The 16,496-nt window shown below is 38.3% G+C and carries 15 protein-coding genes; 10 read left to right on the forward strand and 5 right to left on the reverse strand.

Going from position 1 to position 16,496, the window contains the following annotated elements; translation table 11 throughout:
* Window positions 1-204: 204 nt before the first annotated feature.
* The 4 genes from P9B04_RS00420 to P9B04_RS00435 all read left to right on the forward strand — a co-directional run bounded on the left by P9B04_RS00420 (window position 205) and on the right by P9B04_RS00435 (window position 6,399).
* Window positions 205-696: a hypothetical protein gene (locus tag P9B04_RS00420; protein WP_342053019.1), complete on the forward strand. Its 492-nt coding sequence runs from the start codon at window positions 205-207 to the stop codon at window positions 694-696.
* 2 nt (window positions 697-698) lie between these two features.
* The gene (locus tag P9B04_RS00425) at window positions 699-2,168 is read left to right on the forward strand and encodes a tubulin-like doman-containing protein (RefSeq protein ID WP_342053020.1); all 1,470 of its coding nucleotides are present in this window, start codon (window positions 699-701) and stop codon (window positions 2,166-2,168) included.
* Between the two features lie 15 nt (window positions 2,169-2,183).
* On the forward strand, window positions 2,184-5,438 hold the full coding sequence (locus P9B04_RS00430) for a hypothetical protein (protein WP_342053021.1): 3,255 nt from the start codon (window positions 2,184-2,186) through the stop codon (window positions 5,436-5,438).
* Window positions 5,439-5,661: 223 nt separating this feature from the next.
* Window positions 5,662-6,399 (forward strand): hypothetical protein, encoded by a 738-nt coding sequence (locus tag P9B04_RS00435; protein WP_342053022.1) that lies wholly within the window; start codon window positions 5,662-5,664, stop codon window positions 6,397-6,399.
* Window positions 6,400-6,550: 151 nt separating this feature from the next.
* Here the strand turns inward: P9B04_RS00435 and P9B04_RS00440 are convergent, their stop codons facing one another.
* Window positions 6,551-7,591, reverse strand: coding sequence for a DUF3747 domain-containing protein (locus tag P9B04_RS00440; protein ID WP_342053023.1), 1,041 nt, complete (start codon window positions 7,589-7,591; stop codon window positions 6,551-6,553).
* A 238-nt stretch (window positions 7,592-7,829) separates the two neighbouring features.
* Between P9B04_RS00440 and P9B04_RS00445 the strand changes: the two genes are divergently transcribed.
* From P9B04_RS00445 to P9B04_RS00455, 3 genes are read left to right on the forward strand one after another with little or no spacing between them, the layout of a single operon-like run.
* Window positions 7,830-8,816: an SGNH/GDSL hydrolase family protein gene (locus P9B04_RS00445; protein WP_342053024.1), complete on the forward strand. Its 987-nt coding sequence runs from the start codon at window positions 7,830-7,832 to the stop codon at window positions 8,814-8,816.
* Between the two features lie 10 nt (window positions 8,817-8,826).
* Window positions 8,827-9,015, forward strand: coding sequence for a DUF4089 domain-containing protein (locus tag P9B04_RS00450; RefSeq protein ID WP_342053025.1), 189 nt, complete (start codon window positions 8,827-8,829; stop codon window positions 9,013-9,015).
* Window positions 9,012-10,388 (forward strand): AtzE family amidohydrolase, encoded by a 1,377-nt coding sequence (locus tag P9B04_RS00455; RefSeq protein WP_342053026.1) that lies wholly within the window; start codon window positions 9,012-9,014, stop codon window positions 10,386-10,388. Before P9B04_RS00450 ends, P9B04_RS00455 begins: the two co-directional genes overlap by 4 nt.
* Before the next feature lie 5 nt (window positions 10,389-10,393).
* Here P9B04_RS00455 and P9B04_RS00460 read toward each other — a convergent pair whose 3' ends face one another.
* Window positions 10,394-11,173, reverse strand: a complete 780-nt coding sequence (locus P9B04_RS00460) for a carbonic anhydrase (protein WP_342053027.1) — start codon at window positions 11,171-11,173, stop codon at window positions 10,394-10,396.
* A 404-nt stretch (window positions 11,174-11,577) separates the two neighbouring features.
* Between P9B04_RS00460 and P9B04_RS00465 the strand changes: the two genes are divergently transcribed.
* The 3 genes from P9B04_RS00465 (at window position 11,578) to P9B04_RS00475 (ending at window position 13,382) form a co-directional block, all read left to right on the forward strand.
* Entirely contained in the window at window positions 11,578-12,195 is a 618-nt protein-coding gene (locus tag P9B04_RS00465; protein WP_342053028.1) for a DUF6391 domain-containing protein, read from the forward strand.
* Window positions 12,196-12,307: 112 nt separating this feature from the next.
* Window positions 12,308-12,523 (forward strand): photosystem I reaction center subunit IV, encoded by a 216-nt coding sequence (locus P9B04_RS00470; RefSeq protein WP_342053029.1) that lies wholly within the window; start codon window positions 12,308-12,310, stop codon window positions 12,521-12,523.
* Window positions 12,524-12,539: 16 nt separating this feature from the next.
* On the forward strand, window positions 12,540-13,382 hold the full coding sequence (locus P9B04_RS00475; protein WP_342053030.1) for a DNA-formamidopyrimidine glycosylase: 843 nt from the start codon (window positions 12,540-12,542) through the stop codon (window positions 13,380-13,382).
* Window positions 13,383-13,944: 562 nt separating this feature from the next.
* Here the strand turns inward: P9B04_RS00475 and P9B04_RS00480 are convergent.
* The 3 genes from P9B04_RS00480 to P9B04_RS00490 all read right to left on the reverse strand — a co-directional run bounded on the left by P9B04_RS00480 (window position 13,945) and on the right by P9B04_RS00490 (window position 15,840).
* Window positions 13,945-14,472 (reverse strand): L,D-transpeptidase, encoded by a 528-nt coding sequence (locus P9B04_RS00480; protein ID WP_342053031.1) that lies wholly within the window; start codon window positions 14,470-14,472, stop codon window positions 13,945-13,947.
* Window positions 14,454-15,269, reverse strand: coding sequence for a hypothetical protein (locus P9B04_RS00485; protein ID WP_342053032.1), 816 nt, complete (start codon window positions 15,267-15,269; stop codon window positions 14,454-14,456). Before P9B04_RS00485 ends, P9B04_RS00480 begins: the two co-directional genes overlap by 19 nt.
* Window positions 15,270-15,381: 112 nt before the next feature.
* On the reverse strand, window positions 15,382-15,840 hold the full coding sequence (locus P9B04_RS00490) for a hypothetical protein (protein ID WP_342053033.1): 459 nt from the start codon (window positions 15,838-15,840) through the stop codon (window positions 15,382-15,384).
* Between the last annotated feature and the right edge of the window lie 656 nt (window positions 15,841-16,496).

Below are 16,496 nucleotides of genomic sequence, written 5' to 3' on the forward strand. Positions count from 1 at the left end.
TTAAATTAGTCAGCAGTTCCTCACTCCGTTCCGGCGCTATCGCACAGCAGTCAGCAGTCAGCAGTCAGCGTTCGGCTTTCATCTCACTCACAGCATAAGATAGAGATTGATATCTTTCAACTGATGGCTGATAGCTGATAGCTGATAGCTGAACGCTTACAAACTAGCCAGTTTTATCGAAGGTGCAAGATATGAGTAAAAATAATGGAACTCATTAACATTATAGTTTTCAGTATGATCGGTGCTATCCTCATGTTTAGGATACAACCTTTTATTTATAAACAAGGATTAATTTGGCAACCTAACCAGGAAGACTCCCAAACAACTTTAGAAAGTTGGGTGAGTGGGGAATATACTATGGCTGCGCTTTGGATATTTGCGGTGTCACTTTTATGTACCTTTGTTTGGTATTTTATGACTAGCAGGTCCCAAGCCCATCGCCCTAAACAAATCCAACAATGGCGGGTATGCTGGGCCATAATAGCAGTAATTCCTGTACTTAGTATTGGGGTAGGTATAGGCTTTTTTAATCAAGTTTCAGAAATGCGCCTTTCCCTAGCTGTCTTCTTCCTGATAGATATTTTGATCCTCTTTTGGTTAACCACCGCTACCAGTACCCCAGGACTATTGATTTATACCCCTCCACTGGCCATGGAACTGCGAAATTTATTGTCCAAACTAGGAGTTAAAGAATAACAATGACCATGTATGTTATCGGTATTGGTGGTACCGGGTCTAAATGTGTTGAAGCTTTGACTAAATTAGCCGCCGTTGGCCTGTTGGGAAAGGAAAAACTAAAAGTTCTCTATATCGATGCTGACGAAACTAACGGTAACCTAGAAAGATCAAGAAAAAGCCTTAATAATTATATCCAGTGTCATAACATCGTCTCAGGAAGACAAGAACAACATTGGATGGCAACCCCCATAGAAACCTACGATCTTTGGTCCCCCTTTACAGCAGTAGACACGGGTCAAAAATTACAAGACTTCTTTAATTACAATAACCTCAAGCAAGAGAATCCCGTTTTAGGACATTTTTTTGATGTTCTTTATACAAAAGATGAACAGGAAGTAAGTTTAGATATGGGGTTCTTAGGTCGCCCTGCTATTGGGGCAGCGGTGATGAGTCAGTTGAATTTACACACATTAAAGCAAGAACCCTGGAAAACATTAATTGCAGACATTGAAAGACAGACTAGTCCCCCCAAATTGTTGTTCTGTGGTTCAATTTTCGGGGGAACCGGTGCATCTGGACTGCCCACCATTGCCCGTTTAGTTGCTAATAAATTAGAGGAAGATAACCACAGAAGACAGACAAAAATTGCAGCCTTGTTGCTACTGCCTTATTTCGGTTTTTCTACCCCTCCAGGGACAGATCCCCAAGGGATTTATGTCCGTTCAGAACAGTTTTTACTGAACACAGAAGCGGCTTTAAGATACTACAAAAATCAAGCTCAAGAAACCTTTGATACAGTATTTCTCTTAGGCAATCCCACCCTTTCTAAAGTCAATTTTAGCATGGGCAAAAACAATCAATGCAACCATCCCCATTTCCTAGAATTGTTTGCAGGTTTGGCAGCCAGACATTTTAATCTCAATGCTGAAACTTTAAAGGATAAAGTTGTTCTTCTGGGTGGGAAAGAAGTCGGTCGTTTAACCTGGGATGATATTCCCGATCATTTACAGGTGCAACCGGCCCTAAGCAATGGCATACGCTTCGCTTATACTTGGTTAGCTGAGATTGTGCCGGAACTCGCTCAACTCCTCAAAACCGAAAATAATCGTCAAATCTTCTACCCCTGGTTATTGAAATTTTTTCCTAGGGATAGGGACTTTGATTGTTTAAATAATCCCCAAGAACAACAGGCCTTGACAACCATTAACGATTGGTGCAAAGACTATTTAACTTGGTGGTACACCCTGCATCAAGAGGAAAAAGAACAGATACAATTGTTTAATACTGGAGCTTTCCCTAATCCTGAGACCACTTTGAAACGAGAAAAATTAAGTGAATTGGTGTATGGTAGTGATTCCAATAGGAGTAACAGGGCAAAACACACTATTCAAGGTCTCAAACGACAACTTCAAAAATGCCAACCAGATCCCTCAGCAAAAGTCCGCATCATAGAACTTGCCAGAACTTTATATCGCTTTTGTCAACTCTAAAAAGGTTTTTAGATTATGTTTTTACGACTCCCTAAATTAAAACAAGATAATAGTGACAAACCCGGTGTTTGGGATAGCCGAGACTTTGGTACCTTTGAGTTAGTCGCATCTAGTCTAGATTATCAGTCCCCCGAAAACCTTAAAAGTGTCAGTTCTGTTCCTACTATTTGGGCCCGTCCTCTCTTGATGGAAATGGCATTGCATAACGAGCATTATCCCATTCGAGAACAGATGATCAAACAATGGCAAGGTATGTTAGCTGCGATCGCCTTAGCAGAGATGGATAGTTTTCCCCTTTCGGCAAAACTCTTACAATTAGGGGAATTAATCAACGATGAGGAACCTAACCCCTTTGTGCGCTCCTTAGACCAACTTTTACCCAACCTTACTCACACCCTCTATACTTTAGAAAACAAAAATCCCTGGCAGGATCTGTACATATTTCTCTGGGACGAGCAACCAGTAGGGATGTCTTCACCTAGCACCATTGTGGTTCCCGCAGAAGAGGGGCAATGGTGTAATCTACCTTGGTGGAATCGAGACCAGGGTTGCTTAGAAAGACCCCAGAATTATCTTAATAATACCGAAAAAGCCCTCTTGTGGCATTGGCTAGAAAATATAAACCAACAGTTGAGCAACCATCAAGGACAAAAGAAAGCAATGAATATGATGGGAGGATTATTAAAAGAGTTTCAGAATAGTTTGGGCAACTATCCGCAACAAATACTTAGTTTAAGTAAGAATTCGTATTTTTTTGGCATTCCCCTTAACCGAGGTATCCTATCAGCAATTAATTACCCTGTAAAACGTGGACAACAACCTTCCTGTGTTCGTGTTATTCCCAGTTCCGAAAAGCAAGGAAAAGCCACACCACTCTATTTAGTGGATGTGAACATAGCTGAATTTTGGGATGAGTCTCCTGGAGATGTTTGGGTATATGATGGCACAACCCTAGCTTCTCTCAACATCGAAAAGTTAAAAGACGGCACTGTTATTTGGAAGAATATTCTTTGGCGAGAATCAGAAGACCTACTATTGCCAGAATTGAGCTTTATTGACCTAGAGGACGCTTTACCGGGGGCTTTGTTGCCCAATAACCTCAAACAGTTAATTTTTAAAGGCCAATCTATCATTCCCTTATTGCCGATCAACCCTGTGTTACTAGACTACTTCACCCCAGAAGATATGTTCAGACAACTCGAATTTACTCGTTTAAATGGAACAGATCAACCAGTAATAAGGGTTTCTCTGAAGTTGCCCCTTTCTGGGATGAATAAAAACCAGAAACAAGCACAAAATTATTGCATCCATAAAGACTATCCCCTCAAACAAGAAAACCGTTTAACCCAAGTTCCCGTACTAGAAGTTTGGCCTAACTTCCGGGCAACTGGGTGGCAGGAATATTATGCTTTTTATTACGATAGGAATTGCTTAGCCTCTACTAACCCTGGCGATCGCACCTTTCAGGTTACCCTACCCAACGCACAAGAACCCCATCACTTTCAAGAAGCACAAGGATCATATCAACTCACTCGCCTGGAGAATTTTCCCTCTCACATTGTTTGCGAAGATGGAAAGGACAACACCAAACACCAACTAGGAGTTATTTTACTAAAAACCCCACCCCTAATTAATTTAAGTGGTAGCTGGAAAGTGGGGGTAGATTTTGGCACATCCTTTACCAATATTTACATCAATGCTAAAGGGGTAGTGACACCTCTACCTCTAGATAGTTTACATTTAACTATCACCTATACAGATCCCGAAACCCGTCTGGGGGTACTAAGTGAATTTTTCATCCCTGAAAACTTTATTCCCCTCGATAAACCTTTACCCCTTTCCAGCGTCCTAACCACCCGAAAACGAAAAGATATCAACAGTAAACGCCCTTTGTACGAGGGTCGCATCTATATGCCAGAAGAAAACTTTCAGCCTCAACAAAATTGGCTGGAAACCGATCTTAAATGGTCAAACTTCGAGTTAAATCAACTCTTCCTGAAACATTTAGCACTCCATATAACTGCTTTAGCGGCTAAAAATGAAATAAAAGAGATTGAATGGTACTTATCTTATCCTTCCGCCTTTTCTAAGAATCAAAGAACCCTTTATTTTAATAACTGGGATAATTTAACCAAAGAGTTAGAAAGGAAAACAGGTATTAGTCAAATCTGTCCACAACCCCATGACGTTACTCGTTTTCGCACAGAAAGCTTAGCAACAGCACAATATTTTGCTGACCGAGAAGGATTAAACTTAGTTAATAGCACTTGTGTTGATATGGGTGGGGGAACTTCTGATATTTCTCTTTGGCAAGCAGAGGGCGATCGCTTTCAACTAATTCATCAATGTTCGATCCAGTTGGCAGGTTATCATTTGTTTACCCAGTTTCTTGAGAAAAAACCCCGATTTTTAAGCGAAAAGTTCCAGGTTGATCCCCAAGAGTTACAGGGTTTAACACCGGAGAAATTCCAAGCTAAATTAGATGTTTTGTTACGTTATAAAAGCGACGACTGGCTCAAACAGAGGAATAATCTGCAAGAGGATACTGAATTTCAAGAGTTTACTCGGCTGATCGCCCTAGGAACCGCAGGACTTTACTATTATCTGGGAACCGTTCTCGGTGTTCTTTATAATCAAGAAAAATACACCTGCAATGAGATCACTCCGGTTTATCTTGGGGGTAATGGTTCGCGTCTGTTGAACTGGTTAGCCATTGACGGAAAATTTGACCGTAAGGCAGAAGTTAATCGGTTATTCAGTCGAATCTTGAGTAAGGCTTCTGGTTTCCAGGATACCGAGGAGGTTTCCCAACTTAGCAAGTATCCTAAAGATGAAGTGGCTTGTGGTTTGGTTTTAGACACAACTCCCTTGGGAGGGTTAGATATTAAGAAATCTCAACTCATTATTGCCGGCGAAAACTGCGAAGTTAATCAAGAAACCATTGAATGGAACCAATACCTAGAGTTACAAAGTAATATTACCCAGTTTGAAATTCCTCAACTTACTCAACTCTCCCGTTTCCTTTATGAATTTAACCATGGGCTAAATGACATCAAACCGGAGGGAATATACCCTATGACACAGTTTACCCCAGGCCAGGGGTTAGAATCTAGTTACAAAGACAGATTATGGCGTAATGTTCACAAGGAACTTACTAAAACTTTGGTACAAATCAGAGGTAACTTAGATAATCTTCGCATTGATCCACCTTTTATTTTAGGGTTAAAAGTATTACTACAGGTTTTAGCTCAAGAGTGGGCTGATCGATAATTTATCATTAAAGTTTTAGGTAACTTTTGTCTGGAATTAACCATCATAACAGTAAGAATATCAAACGCATATATCAATTACATTATTAGTTTAAAGGTCAGTTACTATGAAAAAAAATAAATTTTTAAAATCTTTTTTGATCTTTCTTTTAATATCTGGTTCTTTATTTAGTTGTTCAAAAAATGATTCTCAAAATACTGAGTCAACTTCTGAAGGGACAAGCATGACTATAGAGGAAAAAGTTGAGCAACTTTCTCAAGAGTTAGAAAAAGTAAAAAAAGATAATCGAAATTTCAAAATAATCCTGATTATTTCTGGTGTAACCGCTACGGGTTTAATTATCTTTAGTCTTGAAAAAAATAAGCGTATCTCGAAGAAATTTGGCCAAGGGTTAACCCAAGAAAATACCGAGGCAGTTTCTAAAATATATAAGGATTTTAATAGAGATTTGGGTGATATACAAACAACAAACAATAAAATTACTACCGAAATTAGTAAAATAAATCAAATAATCACGGAAACAAAACAAACATTAGAAGAGCGCATTAAAACTGTGGAGCGAAAAATATCAAAAATTGACAATAATCAAGGAAAAGAGTTTGTTAATACTAATTTAGTCAATCATAGTTCGAGTTCAGTTCCTAGTGATGCAATAGAGGTATCAGAAACGGAAAAAAGTTCGACAGATCGTCGTTTAGGAAAAAGTAAAATTGTTATTTTAGAAAAAAAACTGCGTGGTAACTATTTAGTTTATACGGAAGGAATGAATACTTATTTAATTCCTAGTAACAACCTGAGAGTTAATCAATACAACTACAAAACCATTGAAGCGTTATTTGAATGTCGGAACTATAGACCTAATTATTCTAGTAATTTCCAAGTTATACAACCAGCTATGGTTAATAGCATTTCTAGTGATAACAGTTGGCAATTACAAGAACGAGGAGTATTAGAGTTTTAAAGTATCATGAAAATGATTCTATTACTAACCTGAGTTCAATTTAGGAAAATTTGTCAAGTTCAAGAGTTTCAAACACCTATAATCTCCTTAAAAAAGACTTAACTTCCAACTCTTAACACCGAACTCAGGTTATTAAGCACGTCCTATTTTCTTATTGAAGAATAATCGGTTTTAAACCAATACTTCTAAGACTTTGCTCTGCTTTTTGAGCATTATTTTTATCACTAAATAATCCCACTTGTAACATGGAACGACCTTGATAAGAGGTAGAAAAAGCTTCAGGAAACAGCGATCGCACACGGGTCTTTTCCTGACTACTATTAACTGCAACCATAACCCGATAATTTTGAGAGGTTCCCGTGGAACTAGATAGCGATCGCCCTTTACTCTGCACGCTATTGACAGCATTAGGAGGAGGAGGAGGAACCATCCCAGTAACATTTTTAGGGGTTGGGGGTGGAAGGGGAGGGAGTTCGGAAAAACTAGGTAGGGGTGGAGGTAATGTATTATTAGAAGGTCTAGAGGTCAAATTATTACTGGGAGAAATAGGAGAAGGTTGGCTATCTAAAGTAAAAGTTTGTTCTTGCACGGAAGACTCTGTAGAAGAATCAGAGATATTTTCCGCCGGTTGTGCAAGAATAGCAGTGCTATCCCCTGTTAAATAGACATGACCTAATACTTTGCCATTATAAGCTCGTTGGGTGAATCGCCAACCTGGATCGAGATTAATTTTTAAAAATCCTTCAGTGACTCCTTCGGTTCTTCCTACAACGATATCCCGTTGCTTGGGATCGCTACGATGGGTTCCCACTAAGATTAATTCCTTGTCCCGTCGAACCAGTCTTAATAAATAGTCTAGTCCTAAGTCTTGTCCATCGATGCGCATCGAATAACCATTACTGTCTGTACTCCGTTGACAACTACCAGCAAAATTGAAGTTGAGAAGTAGAGGATCTATGGTAGTGACTGAGTTTGATTCTATTTCTCCCCAACACTGTCGTTGCCCTGGGATTTGTCGTATGATTAATAGATCGTATTTATTATCGCCGTAAGGTCTGGCGATGGCAATGTATTCATCCTGATTAACTTCCTGTTCATCAAAGGGAGATGCTTCGGCGCGAAACCAAGGGGTCATACCCGTTAAAGCAAAGATGCTAATAGCAACAAGTTGGCTAATAAGTGGGAGTTTCATAGTCTCTAACATTCCATGATCACTTGTCGGATCAACACAAAAGAAAGTGTGTCCATGTCTGCAATCATGACGCATCAAATCTTAAGAATGTTGCTAAGATTGGACAGACTGTAATCTGTCCATAGTTGTCTATCTGCTCAAGCAAATAGATAAAAATTGGAAATTAATCTAAAGAATTTCTTTTTTTTCAAAGGAGCTTGACTATGATAACAGTTAATTTAATTATCAATCTAATGTGATGAAAAAACTCTCTTTATTTGCTTCTTTCTTGACCATTTTTAGTTTAATTTCCCCTCCTGCTGTTGCTGCTGGTTTTTCAAGAATTTACGGGTTTGGAGATAGTTTATCGGGGACAGGTAATATTAATCAAATTGTCATAGAAGCAACCAATGGAACTCAAACTTTCCCTCCAAGTCCCCCTTATTTTCAGGGACGATTTTCTAATGGACCAGCTTGGATAGAAATTCTTGCTCAAAGGTTGGATATTCCCCTAATTAATTCTGCTTTTGGCGGTGCAACCAGTGGCTTTGAAAATACTCTTAATGGCACTTCATTGGGAATTCCTTTACCTGGTTTACAACAACAAATTACTAATTTTGTTAATGTTACTTCTGTAGTCGATCCTCATGCACTTTACACTATTTTTATCGGAGCAAACGACTATTTACCCACAGGTAGTATGGTGTTTACTCCTTTTGAAAACCCTGTTCAAACTTTAACTAATATAGAAACAGCCCTTAATTCTTTGGTAGAAGCTGGAGCTAAAAATATTATGGTTTTCAATTTACCAAACTTAGGAGATATTCCTCTCAATAATGATTCTGTAGATGGTTTTTGTCCGGATGATAATCAATTTGATGGGGATTGTTTAAATGATTTAACAGTAAATCATAATAGTGGTTTATCAAGTTTATTGTCTAATTTTTCATCTACATCTAATATTAATTTAATTCCTATCGATATTAATACACTGGTTGATGATGCTATTGAAAATCCTTTTCCCTCCTTCACAAATGTAACAGATGCTTGTCTAAATTTTGACCCTTTTAATATTTGTAATAACCCCAATGAATTTTTATTTTGGGATGATCGTCATCCGACAGCAGAAGGACATCAATTAATTGCAGACTTGGCATTTGAATCATTAGCAATTCCTGAACCTAGTACCATCGTAGGTTTGTTAAGTATTGGTTTAATCGGTATAGTAAAAGTAATCAAGCAATAAATCATTAATCATGAATACTGACAATACGAATACCCAACAATATATCGAGCAAACCTCTGTTATTATTAATTTACCCATTGATCCCAAATTTATGCCAGGAGTGGTAGATAATCTGACAAGAATTGCTAACATTGCTGCTTTGTTCACTGAATTTGAACTATCCGAAAACATTGAAGCTGCTCCCATTTTTAAACCATGAATATTCACTCCTTAGACGCTATCGCCCTCAGCGAAAAAGTTAAAAGTAAACAAATCACTGCTATTGAGGTTGTCAAGCAATTTATTGATAAAATTGAACAGCAAAACCCCACATTAAATTGTTTTACTAATATCCTCAAAGATCGTGCGTTTGAGCAAGCAGATAATATTGATAATCAAATAACAAAAGGAGAACACGCAGGTAGTTTATTGGGGGTTCCTTTTGCTGTAAAAAATCTTTTTGATGTAGAAGGCATTGTAACATTAGCCGGCTCAAAAATAAATCAAAAAAATTCGCCAGCAATTAAAAATGCCACAGCAATTCAGAAGTTAAAAGCGGCGGGAGCAATATTAGTAGGAACTTTGAATATGGACGAATATGCCTATGGTTTTGTCACCGAAAATAGTCACTATGGCGCAACTCCTAACCCTCTTGATTTAAGCAGAATTTCGGGAGGTTCTTCAGGGGGTTCTGCAGCAGCAGTTACTGCTAATTTAGTTCCCTTTTCTTTGGGTTCAGATACTAATGGTTCAATTAGAGTTCCTGCTTCTTTATGCGGTGTTTTGGGCTTAAAACCTACTTATGGGAGGTTATCTAGGGCTGGTACTGTTTTATTTTCTAACAGTTTAGATCATATTGGTTGCTTTACTCGTTCGGTTAGAGATATGGCAGTTATTTTCGATGTTTTACAAGGAGAAGACAAGCATGATCCAGTTTGTACTTCTTTGCCTCCTCAGTTGTGTTTTGATAAGCTAGATGATGATATTTCTGGTTTTAAAATTGCTGTAGCAGGAAACTATTTTCAAGAAAGTGCAGAAAAAGAAGTATTAGAAGTAGTTGAAACTGTTAGCAAACAATTAAACGTTAAGGAAATTATTAATATACCAGAAGCTCATCGAGCAAGGGCAGCCGCCTATATTATTACTGCTTCGGAAGGATCTAACTTTCATTTAAAAAACTTGCGTTCCCGTCCTCAAGATTTTGATCCAGCAACAAGAGATCGCTTTTTAGCAGGTGCTTTTATTCCCAATAATTGGTACATACAAGCACAAAGATTTCGCCGCTGGTATCGAGATCAAGTTAAAAAAGTTTTTCAAAATGTTGATGTTATAATTGCTCCTACAACACCTTGTGTTGCTACGACTTTAGGACAAGAAAAAATGATTATTAATGGGGAAGAAATATTAATCCGTCCCAACCTAGGAAGGTTTACCCAACCTCTATCTTTTATCGGTTTACCTGTGTTATCTTTTCCTGTTCTTAGACCTAATAAATTACCCTTAGGTGTACAATTAATTGCGGCACCCTATCAAGAGTTAAAAATACTGAAAGTAGCAGCTTTTTTGGAAAAGAAACTAAATCACTTTTCTTAAATGTTTTAACTGGATTGATTAATAATTAATTCTACTATACGATTATTTCGTTGTTGAATAGGTCGAGCATTCATGGAATATAATTTGATGAATTCCTCAATTTCTTGCCTAGATGCTTCTAAGGGTTCCTGTACCACACTCCAGATGACGTTTTCGCTACAAGGAGGGGTAGTTAATGAGCCTTGATAATGGAAATAGCTGGCATTTTCAGTAATAAAATTACTTGCATCAATTGTATTTTCTGTTACTGCTTGTTTTCTTTCTCTTATGGATAGATAATCTGAAATTTTAGCCAAGGTTAAATTAGTTTCTCCTTCCTCAATAAAAATACCAATAACAGCAATTTTTCCCTCTTTATCTTGATGGACTAAATGGAGTTCCATATCCCTTTTTTCTCCATTTAGAGTGTGTTCACTGGGAGTATGAAAATGAAACTGTTTTAATTCATATTCCTTGTTATTAATTATGGCATAACTTCCTGGCTGATAGTTAACCTCTATGCTATGACCATTGTTATTAACCACTAAAGGAGTGGGTTGATAATGAATTTCAATCTCTGCTTCTTTTCTAACTAAATTAGATGATGTTAAACTAATGGGAGATTGAGATAAACCTGTTGAACAAGTTTTATACTTTGTATCTATTTCCCCCCATCTATCTGGGCTATTTTCTCCCTCGTAACTCCATCTATTAGTCGTCACATTTTCCCCTAAAACAACGTACATAGTTGAAAAGGTGAGCAAAAAACAAAGCAAAATTAACTGTAGGAGTTTACGACTTTCCATAAAAAACTTTTCTTTCAATTATTGTGTTACCAAGTGTTTCTCTTCATAAGGATATTGACATAATTATATCAATCAGATTATTTTTTCAGATTAATAAATTCTAAACGTCAATTCTGCTTCATTAGAGTCATGGCTATTTTTAATGCTTTTGCTGGAATCTTAAACTAAGATAAGAAAAAATTTATGTCCAACGACGAAAGAAAGTATTTTCTTGCCACACCTTAGCGGTTAAAGCTTCTATTTCAGAGAGTTGTGAGGGACTTAGAGGTTGAAACCGAGAAGCTACTTGAACATTCCCTCGTAACTACCTCACAAGTATGCTGTGTACGTTCAATTACCATTGCTCACTGTTATCAAAGCAAGATTATCTATAATGAAGTAAATATCTTTAACTACTTATACCCATGACCACCTCGGTTAACCCCACCACTGGAAACCTTTGGGACTCAGATTGGTATCGTCCCCAAAATCAGCAAGATAGCGAAACTTTACAACAACTAGGATTTATTCCTGGATTAAAAGAAATTCTCATGTTGCGTCAAGTTCATGGGTTAGAACATGGTACTGTTTGGGTACTCAGCGAAACTAGACAAGGGTTAGAAGATAACGAGAATTTAGGGGGTTTATCCACTCCCAATGGTTTCTATCTCTACGGAGACGTTAACCATTTAGACTTACAAAACGCTGTTAGAAAGACTTTACAACGGTTTCGCGCTGGAGTTTGGAACTTAGCTGTACATCCCCGTTGCGGTACAAATATGTCGGTGAATATGTTGCTAACCACCAGTTTTGCACTGGGAACTCATTTTCTATTGCCTAAAGGACCCGTTGAACAAGTGTTAGGCTTAATGTTAGCTACCTCCACCGCATCACAACTGTCTCCCGACTTAGGAATCTTAGCCCAAAAATATCTTACCACCGCCATTCCCTTCAATTTAGAACTGGTTCAAATTTCCCGAACCCGTGATTTTTCAGGGGTTCCAGCCTATTTTGTCGAACTGACCTGGCGAGATTCGCAATAAAACTTAAACTTTAGTAGTAGCAAGGTGTCGCAATCAAATAGTACGCTTTATATAAATAAGGACTTCCATTCCTTTTCTCTGTTTGAATATTCATTTATAAAGGACAATACCTATGGTCAAGCGTGGAGACAAAGTTAGAATCAAACGTACAGAATCTTACTGGTACAACGATGTTGGTACTGTAGCTACCGTGGATAAAGCCGGCATTCTCTATCCTGTGGTGGTTCGTTTTGATAAAGTCAATTACAATGGCTTCAGTGGCAGTGCCACTGGAGTTAATACCAACAACTTTGCTGAAAACGAATTAGAAGTTGTTGAGTCTAAGTAATTGGTTTCAGGATTAAATGCCAGAACTGCCTGAAGTTGAAACAGTTTGCCGAGGGTTAAATCAATTAACCCTCGGGCAGAATATAAGGGGTGGGGAAGTTTTGCTTGATCGCACACTTGCCTACCCTGTTTCTAGTCAAGAGTTTTTAGACCAGATTAAAGATGCTACCTTTGGGAAGTGGCAAAGAAGAGGTAAATATTTACTGGTTCCCCTACAAAAAAATAAAGGGTATTTAGGGGTTCATCTAAGGATGACTGGTCAACTATTATGGGTCAAAGAAAACGAACCCTTGTCCCGTCATACCCGTTTCCGTCTGTTTTGTGACCAGTCCCAAGAACTCAGATTTGTGGATATTCGCACTTTTGGTAAAGTATGGTGGGTTCCTCCCAACCATGCCCCCGAAACCATCATCACAGGGCTACAAAAATTGGGGCCAGAACCCTTTTCAAAGGAATTTTCCCTGGAATACCTATCGGACAAATTAAAGGGGCGTAAGCGCAATATCAAGACTATTCTCTTAGATCAGGCCATCGTTGCAGGGATAGGCAACATCTACGCCGATGAAGCCTTATTTAAAAGCGGTATTCAACCGACCACTTTGGGGAAACAGTTGAACCCAAAACAGGTTGAACGCTTACGAGAAGGGATAATAGAAGTATTAACAACAGCTATCAAGGCAGGTGGGACAACCTTTAGCGACTTTCGAGGAGTTACAGGAATCAACGGTAACTACGGGGGTGTTGCTTGGGTTTATGGTCGTTATAACCAACCCTGTCGGGTGTGTGGAACACCCATCCAACGCATTAAGTTAGGTGGGAGATCGTCCCATTTTTGCCCTCGGTGTCAAAAGGAAATCTAGAGTTTGAGAATTTGCAGAAAAAACAACCCAAGAAATACTCGGGTTGCTGTTAAGAGCAGCCGATGCAGCGTAAAATCTAGAACAGACGGCTAACTCCTTTTACGGAGACACTTTAAAAGTTTGAATAGTTAACAGTTTATTAAATTGTTTATCTATCGTAACTTATTTGACCCGTTTCATTTAATTTTGTTCCCGGATTAATTGCAAACATAATCAGAACGAACCCATCCTACTACGCCATTGTAGGTAATCCTTTGCCATCTGTAGGATTTCCCACTCTGTATATTGCCTTAAACTCACATCTTGCACCTTCGATAAAACTGGCTAGTTTATAAGGGTTCAGCTATCAGCTATCAGCCATCAGTTGAAACATATCAATCTCTATCTTATGCTGTGAGTGAGATTAAACATAAGCTTAACGCTTTCAGCTAAGAGATGAAAGCCGAACGCTGTGCGATAGCGCGCCCTACGGAGTGAGGAACTGCTGAGTGCTTACTAATTTAAGTTTTCATGTACTGGTGCAAGATGTCAGTTAAAAGTAATTCCAAAAATGTCTAGTTGTCTAGTTATGGATAATAACTGATGTTCCTACTGAACTCCATTCAAACAGCCATTTAGCATAAACCATTGAGACGTTTGTGCAACCGTGACTGAGAGGCCTACCAAATTGGTTATGCCAATAAGCACCATGAATAGCATACCCTCGATGGTAGTACATTGCATAAGGAACATTTGGTACATCATAATCGCTGCCAACCATCCTCTCAACACGATGCTTGGACTGAATAGAAAAAATCCCTGGATAGGTAGGTGTGGAGGGTTTGCCTGTGGATACTATGACACTAGAAACCTGATTTCCTCCTACCCAAGCTGTTAGCTTTTGGGCAGTGAGATTAATCTCAATCCAACGTTTTTGAGAGTTTTTTAATTGGCTCATTTTGTAGGTAATTTGTTGGGGAGAAGCCGCTTGTACGGTTGGTAAAACAAAGAGATTCCCTAAAATAATCACCAATAGAAATGAACTAATTAAAAGTCTCCTAAAAATAGCTCTAGAACAATAGATTCGCTGATTTAAAACTTTCTGTAACATGGTGATCCCTCCGAGCCACCTGGATTTTGAACATTAAATCCTTCTCCAGTCGTAATGTTAACGGTTATATTAATTCCCCACTTAATGATCTCTTTTGTTTTTACGTCAACAATAGGAACCACATAAGTAGAAGCAATTGCTTGTGGATTTCGACGGGCATCAAAAACCACTAAATGGGGTACAGGAATCGGATTATGACTAAGCCAGCTATTAGGAATACTTGATGGAATTCCGCTTGATGAAACTTCTATATTTGGTACAAGTTCTAAAAGACACTGTCTGTCTAATTGTTCAGGAATGATTGTTCCTTCATCGATTAATGTGAGATGGCCAGCTAAAGCCTCTTTTACCTTGTTTCTATTTTGTTCTCCTAAAGATAGAGTTTCAGAGACAACGTTAGTCAAAAAAGAGATAGCGGCATCTTTTTGGTTAGGTTTAAACTTGCCATCAAGAAGAAAAGTCGAAGCCATGATATGTTCTTCTTTCTTAATATAAAGATCAAACAAGCCGAACCATCTTCGATTCTCAAAATATTTACAAGTCCATCGCCCATCGTCCTGCTGTATTAGTCCTAAATTTTCAGCAAGTTGTGGCAAGGGATCAGATCTGTCAGAGGTGTCAGAACTCACCGATGTCGGTTCATCATCTAATACAACTTGTACTATCTCAGGAGAATGATTTTCCTGAACAATTTGCGCACAAGCATCCTCAATAAAAGATTCAGCTTTAACTGGGCTACTTCCCAAAACTAAGCCAAAAATGCTTGATAAAACTAGGTAGCGTTTTATATGTTTCATTATTCTTGTCCTTAATTAAAAAAATTTAGAAGATCAGATATTTATTTCTGTTTTTTATCTCTTCTCGAAGATAGGATGGTTCTAAGAACCGAATTTTAGGATTAAAAAACCATTACTTTCGAGAGCCTGATAACACTAAACTGCCGGCAAAAATTATCAAACCTAGTAATAAAGAGGGTTCTGGAATTTCTGGCGGGTCTGGGGGATCTATCGTTTCTGTACAACATCCATAGTCTATAGTAAGTTCTTCAGTAGAAGCTATTGAGCTTATTGTGGAGTCTGAGGAACCACCACCACCAAATAGCAATAACAGTAACAGAAGAAGAGGAAGTCCGAAAAGAGCATACCCTGTAATTCCTGGTGGTGGTGTTGGGCTATCTCCAGTGACTGGAATCATAGTAACAGAAGGAAAATAGTCCTCCCCTCCTGGTGGAATGGCCGGAGGAGATTCAATATCGGTTTTACTAATCAGTAATGATTCTCCAGAAGATATACCAGTATCAAAATTTATATCTGATGAACGATTTAGGCTGATAGCTAAACTTGGACGTGTAGTTATAGCAGTTCCCATACTTGTGAGGTACAGAAGTTATCTCTTTGAGGCAGAAGGCAGGGGGCAGGAGGCAGAAGTTAGGTGTACCTCATGAGTCCGAGAAACGCTATATCAAACAAGCTATAAATACAAAAGTTTTTAGGAATCTCATAGTTGTAAGAGATTAAAGTAGGATTGCATACACTCTAAGGATTCCCAAAAACATTCAAATTACGATCATTAATAATTGCGTAGTATTATTTAAGTAGTGAAAGTCGACATTGTGCCTTCGCTTCTATTTTGACATTCTTTTGTGGCTTAAAATACCTAATCCAGCAAACACACATAACCCTAACAAACTAGAGCCTTCTGGGATTGTCTCGGCTGAAATAAACGCAACGCTTGCATCAAAGCCTTTGTTTCCTTCAAGTATTAATTGGATTGACTGTATAGTCCCACTTCGAAAATCGACTTTCTTAAAATCTTCAAACAATATATCGACCAACCCCTCCTGAGTTATGTTTGTGAGAGTAACCGTATCGTCCTCTCCCTCATCATCAAGAACCGTTAGAGATATATTAAAGGGAACTTTATCTGTACCGATTTGAAGCCGAAAAAGGTCTTGTTGGGAAAAATCTGCGTTTAACTCACATCTTGCACCAAGAAAAGTTGATATGAGAAGCGATGGCTAAAAC

It is taken from the genome of Crocosphaera sp. Alani8 (assembly GCF_038442745.1).
In the GTDB taxonomy this organism is placed as follows: Bacteria; Cyanobacteriota; Cyanobacteriia; order Cyanobacteriales; family Microcystaceae; genus Crocosphaera.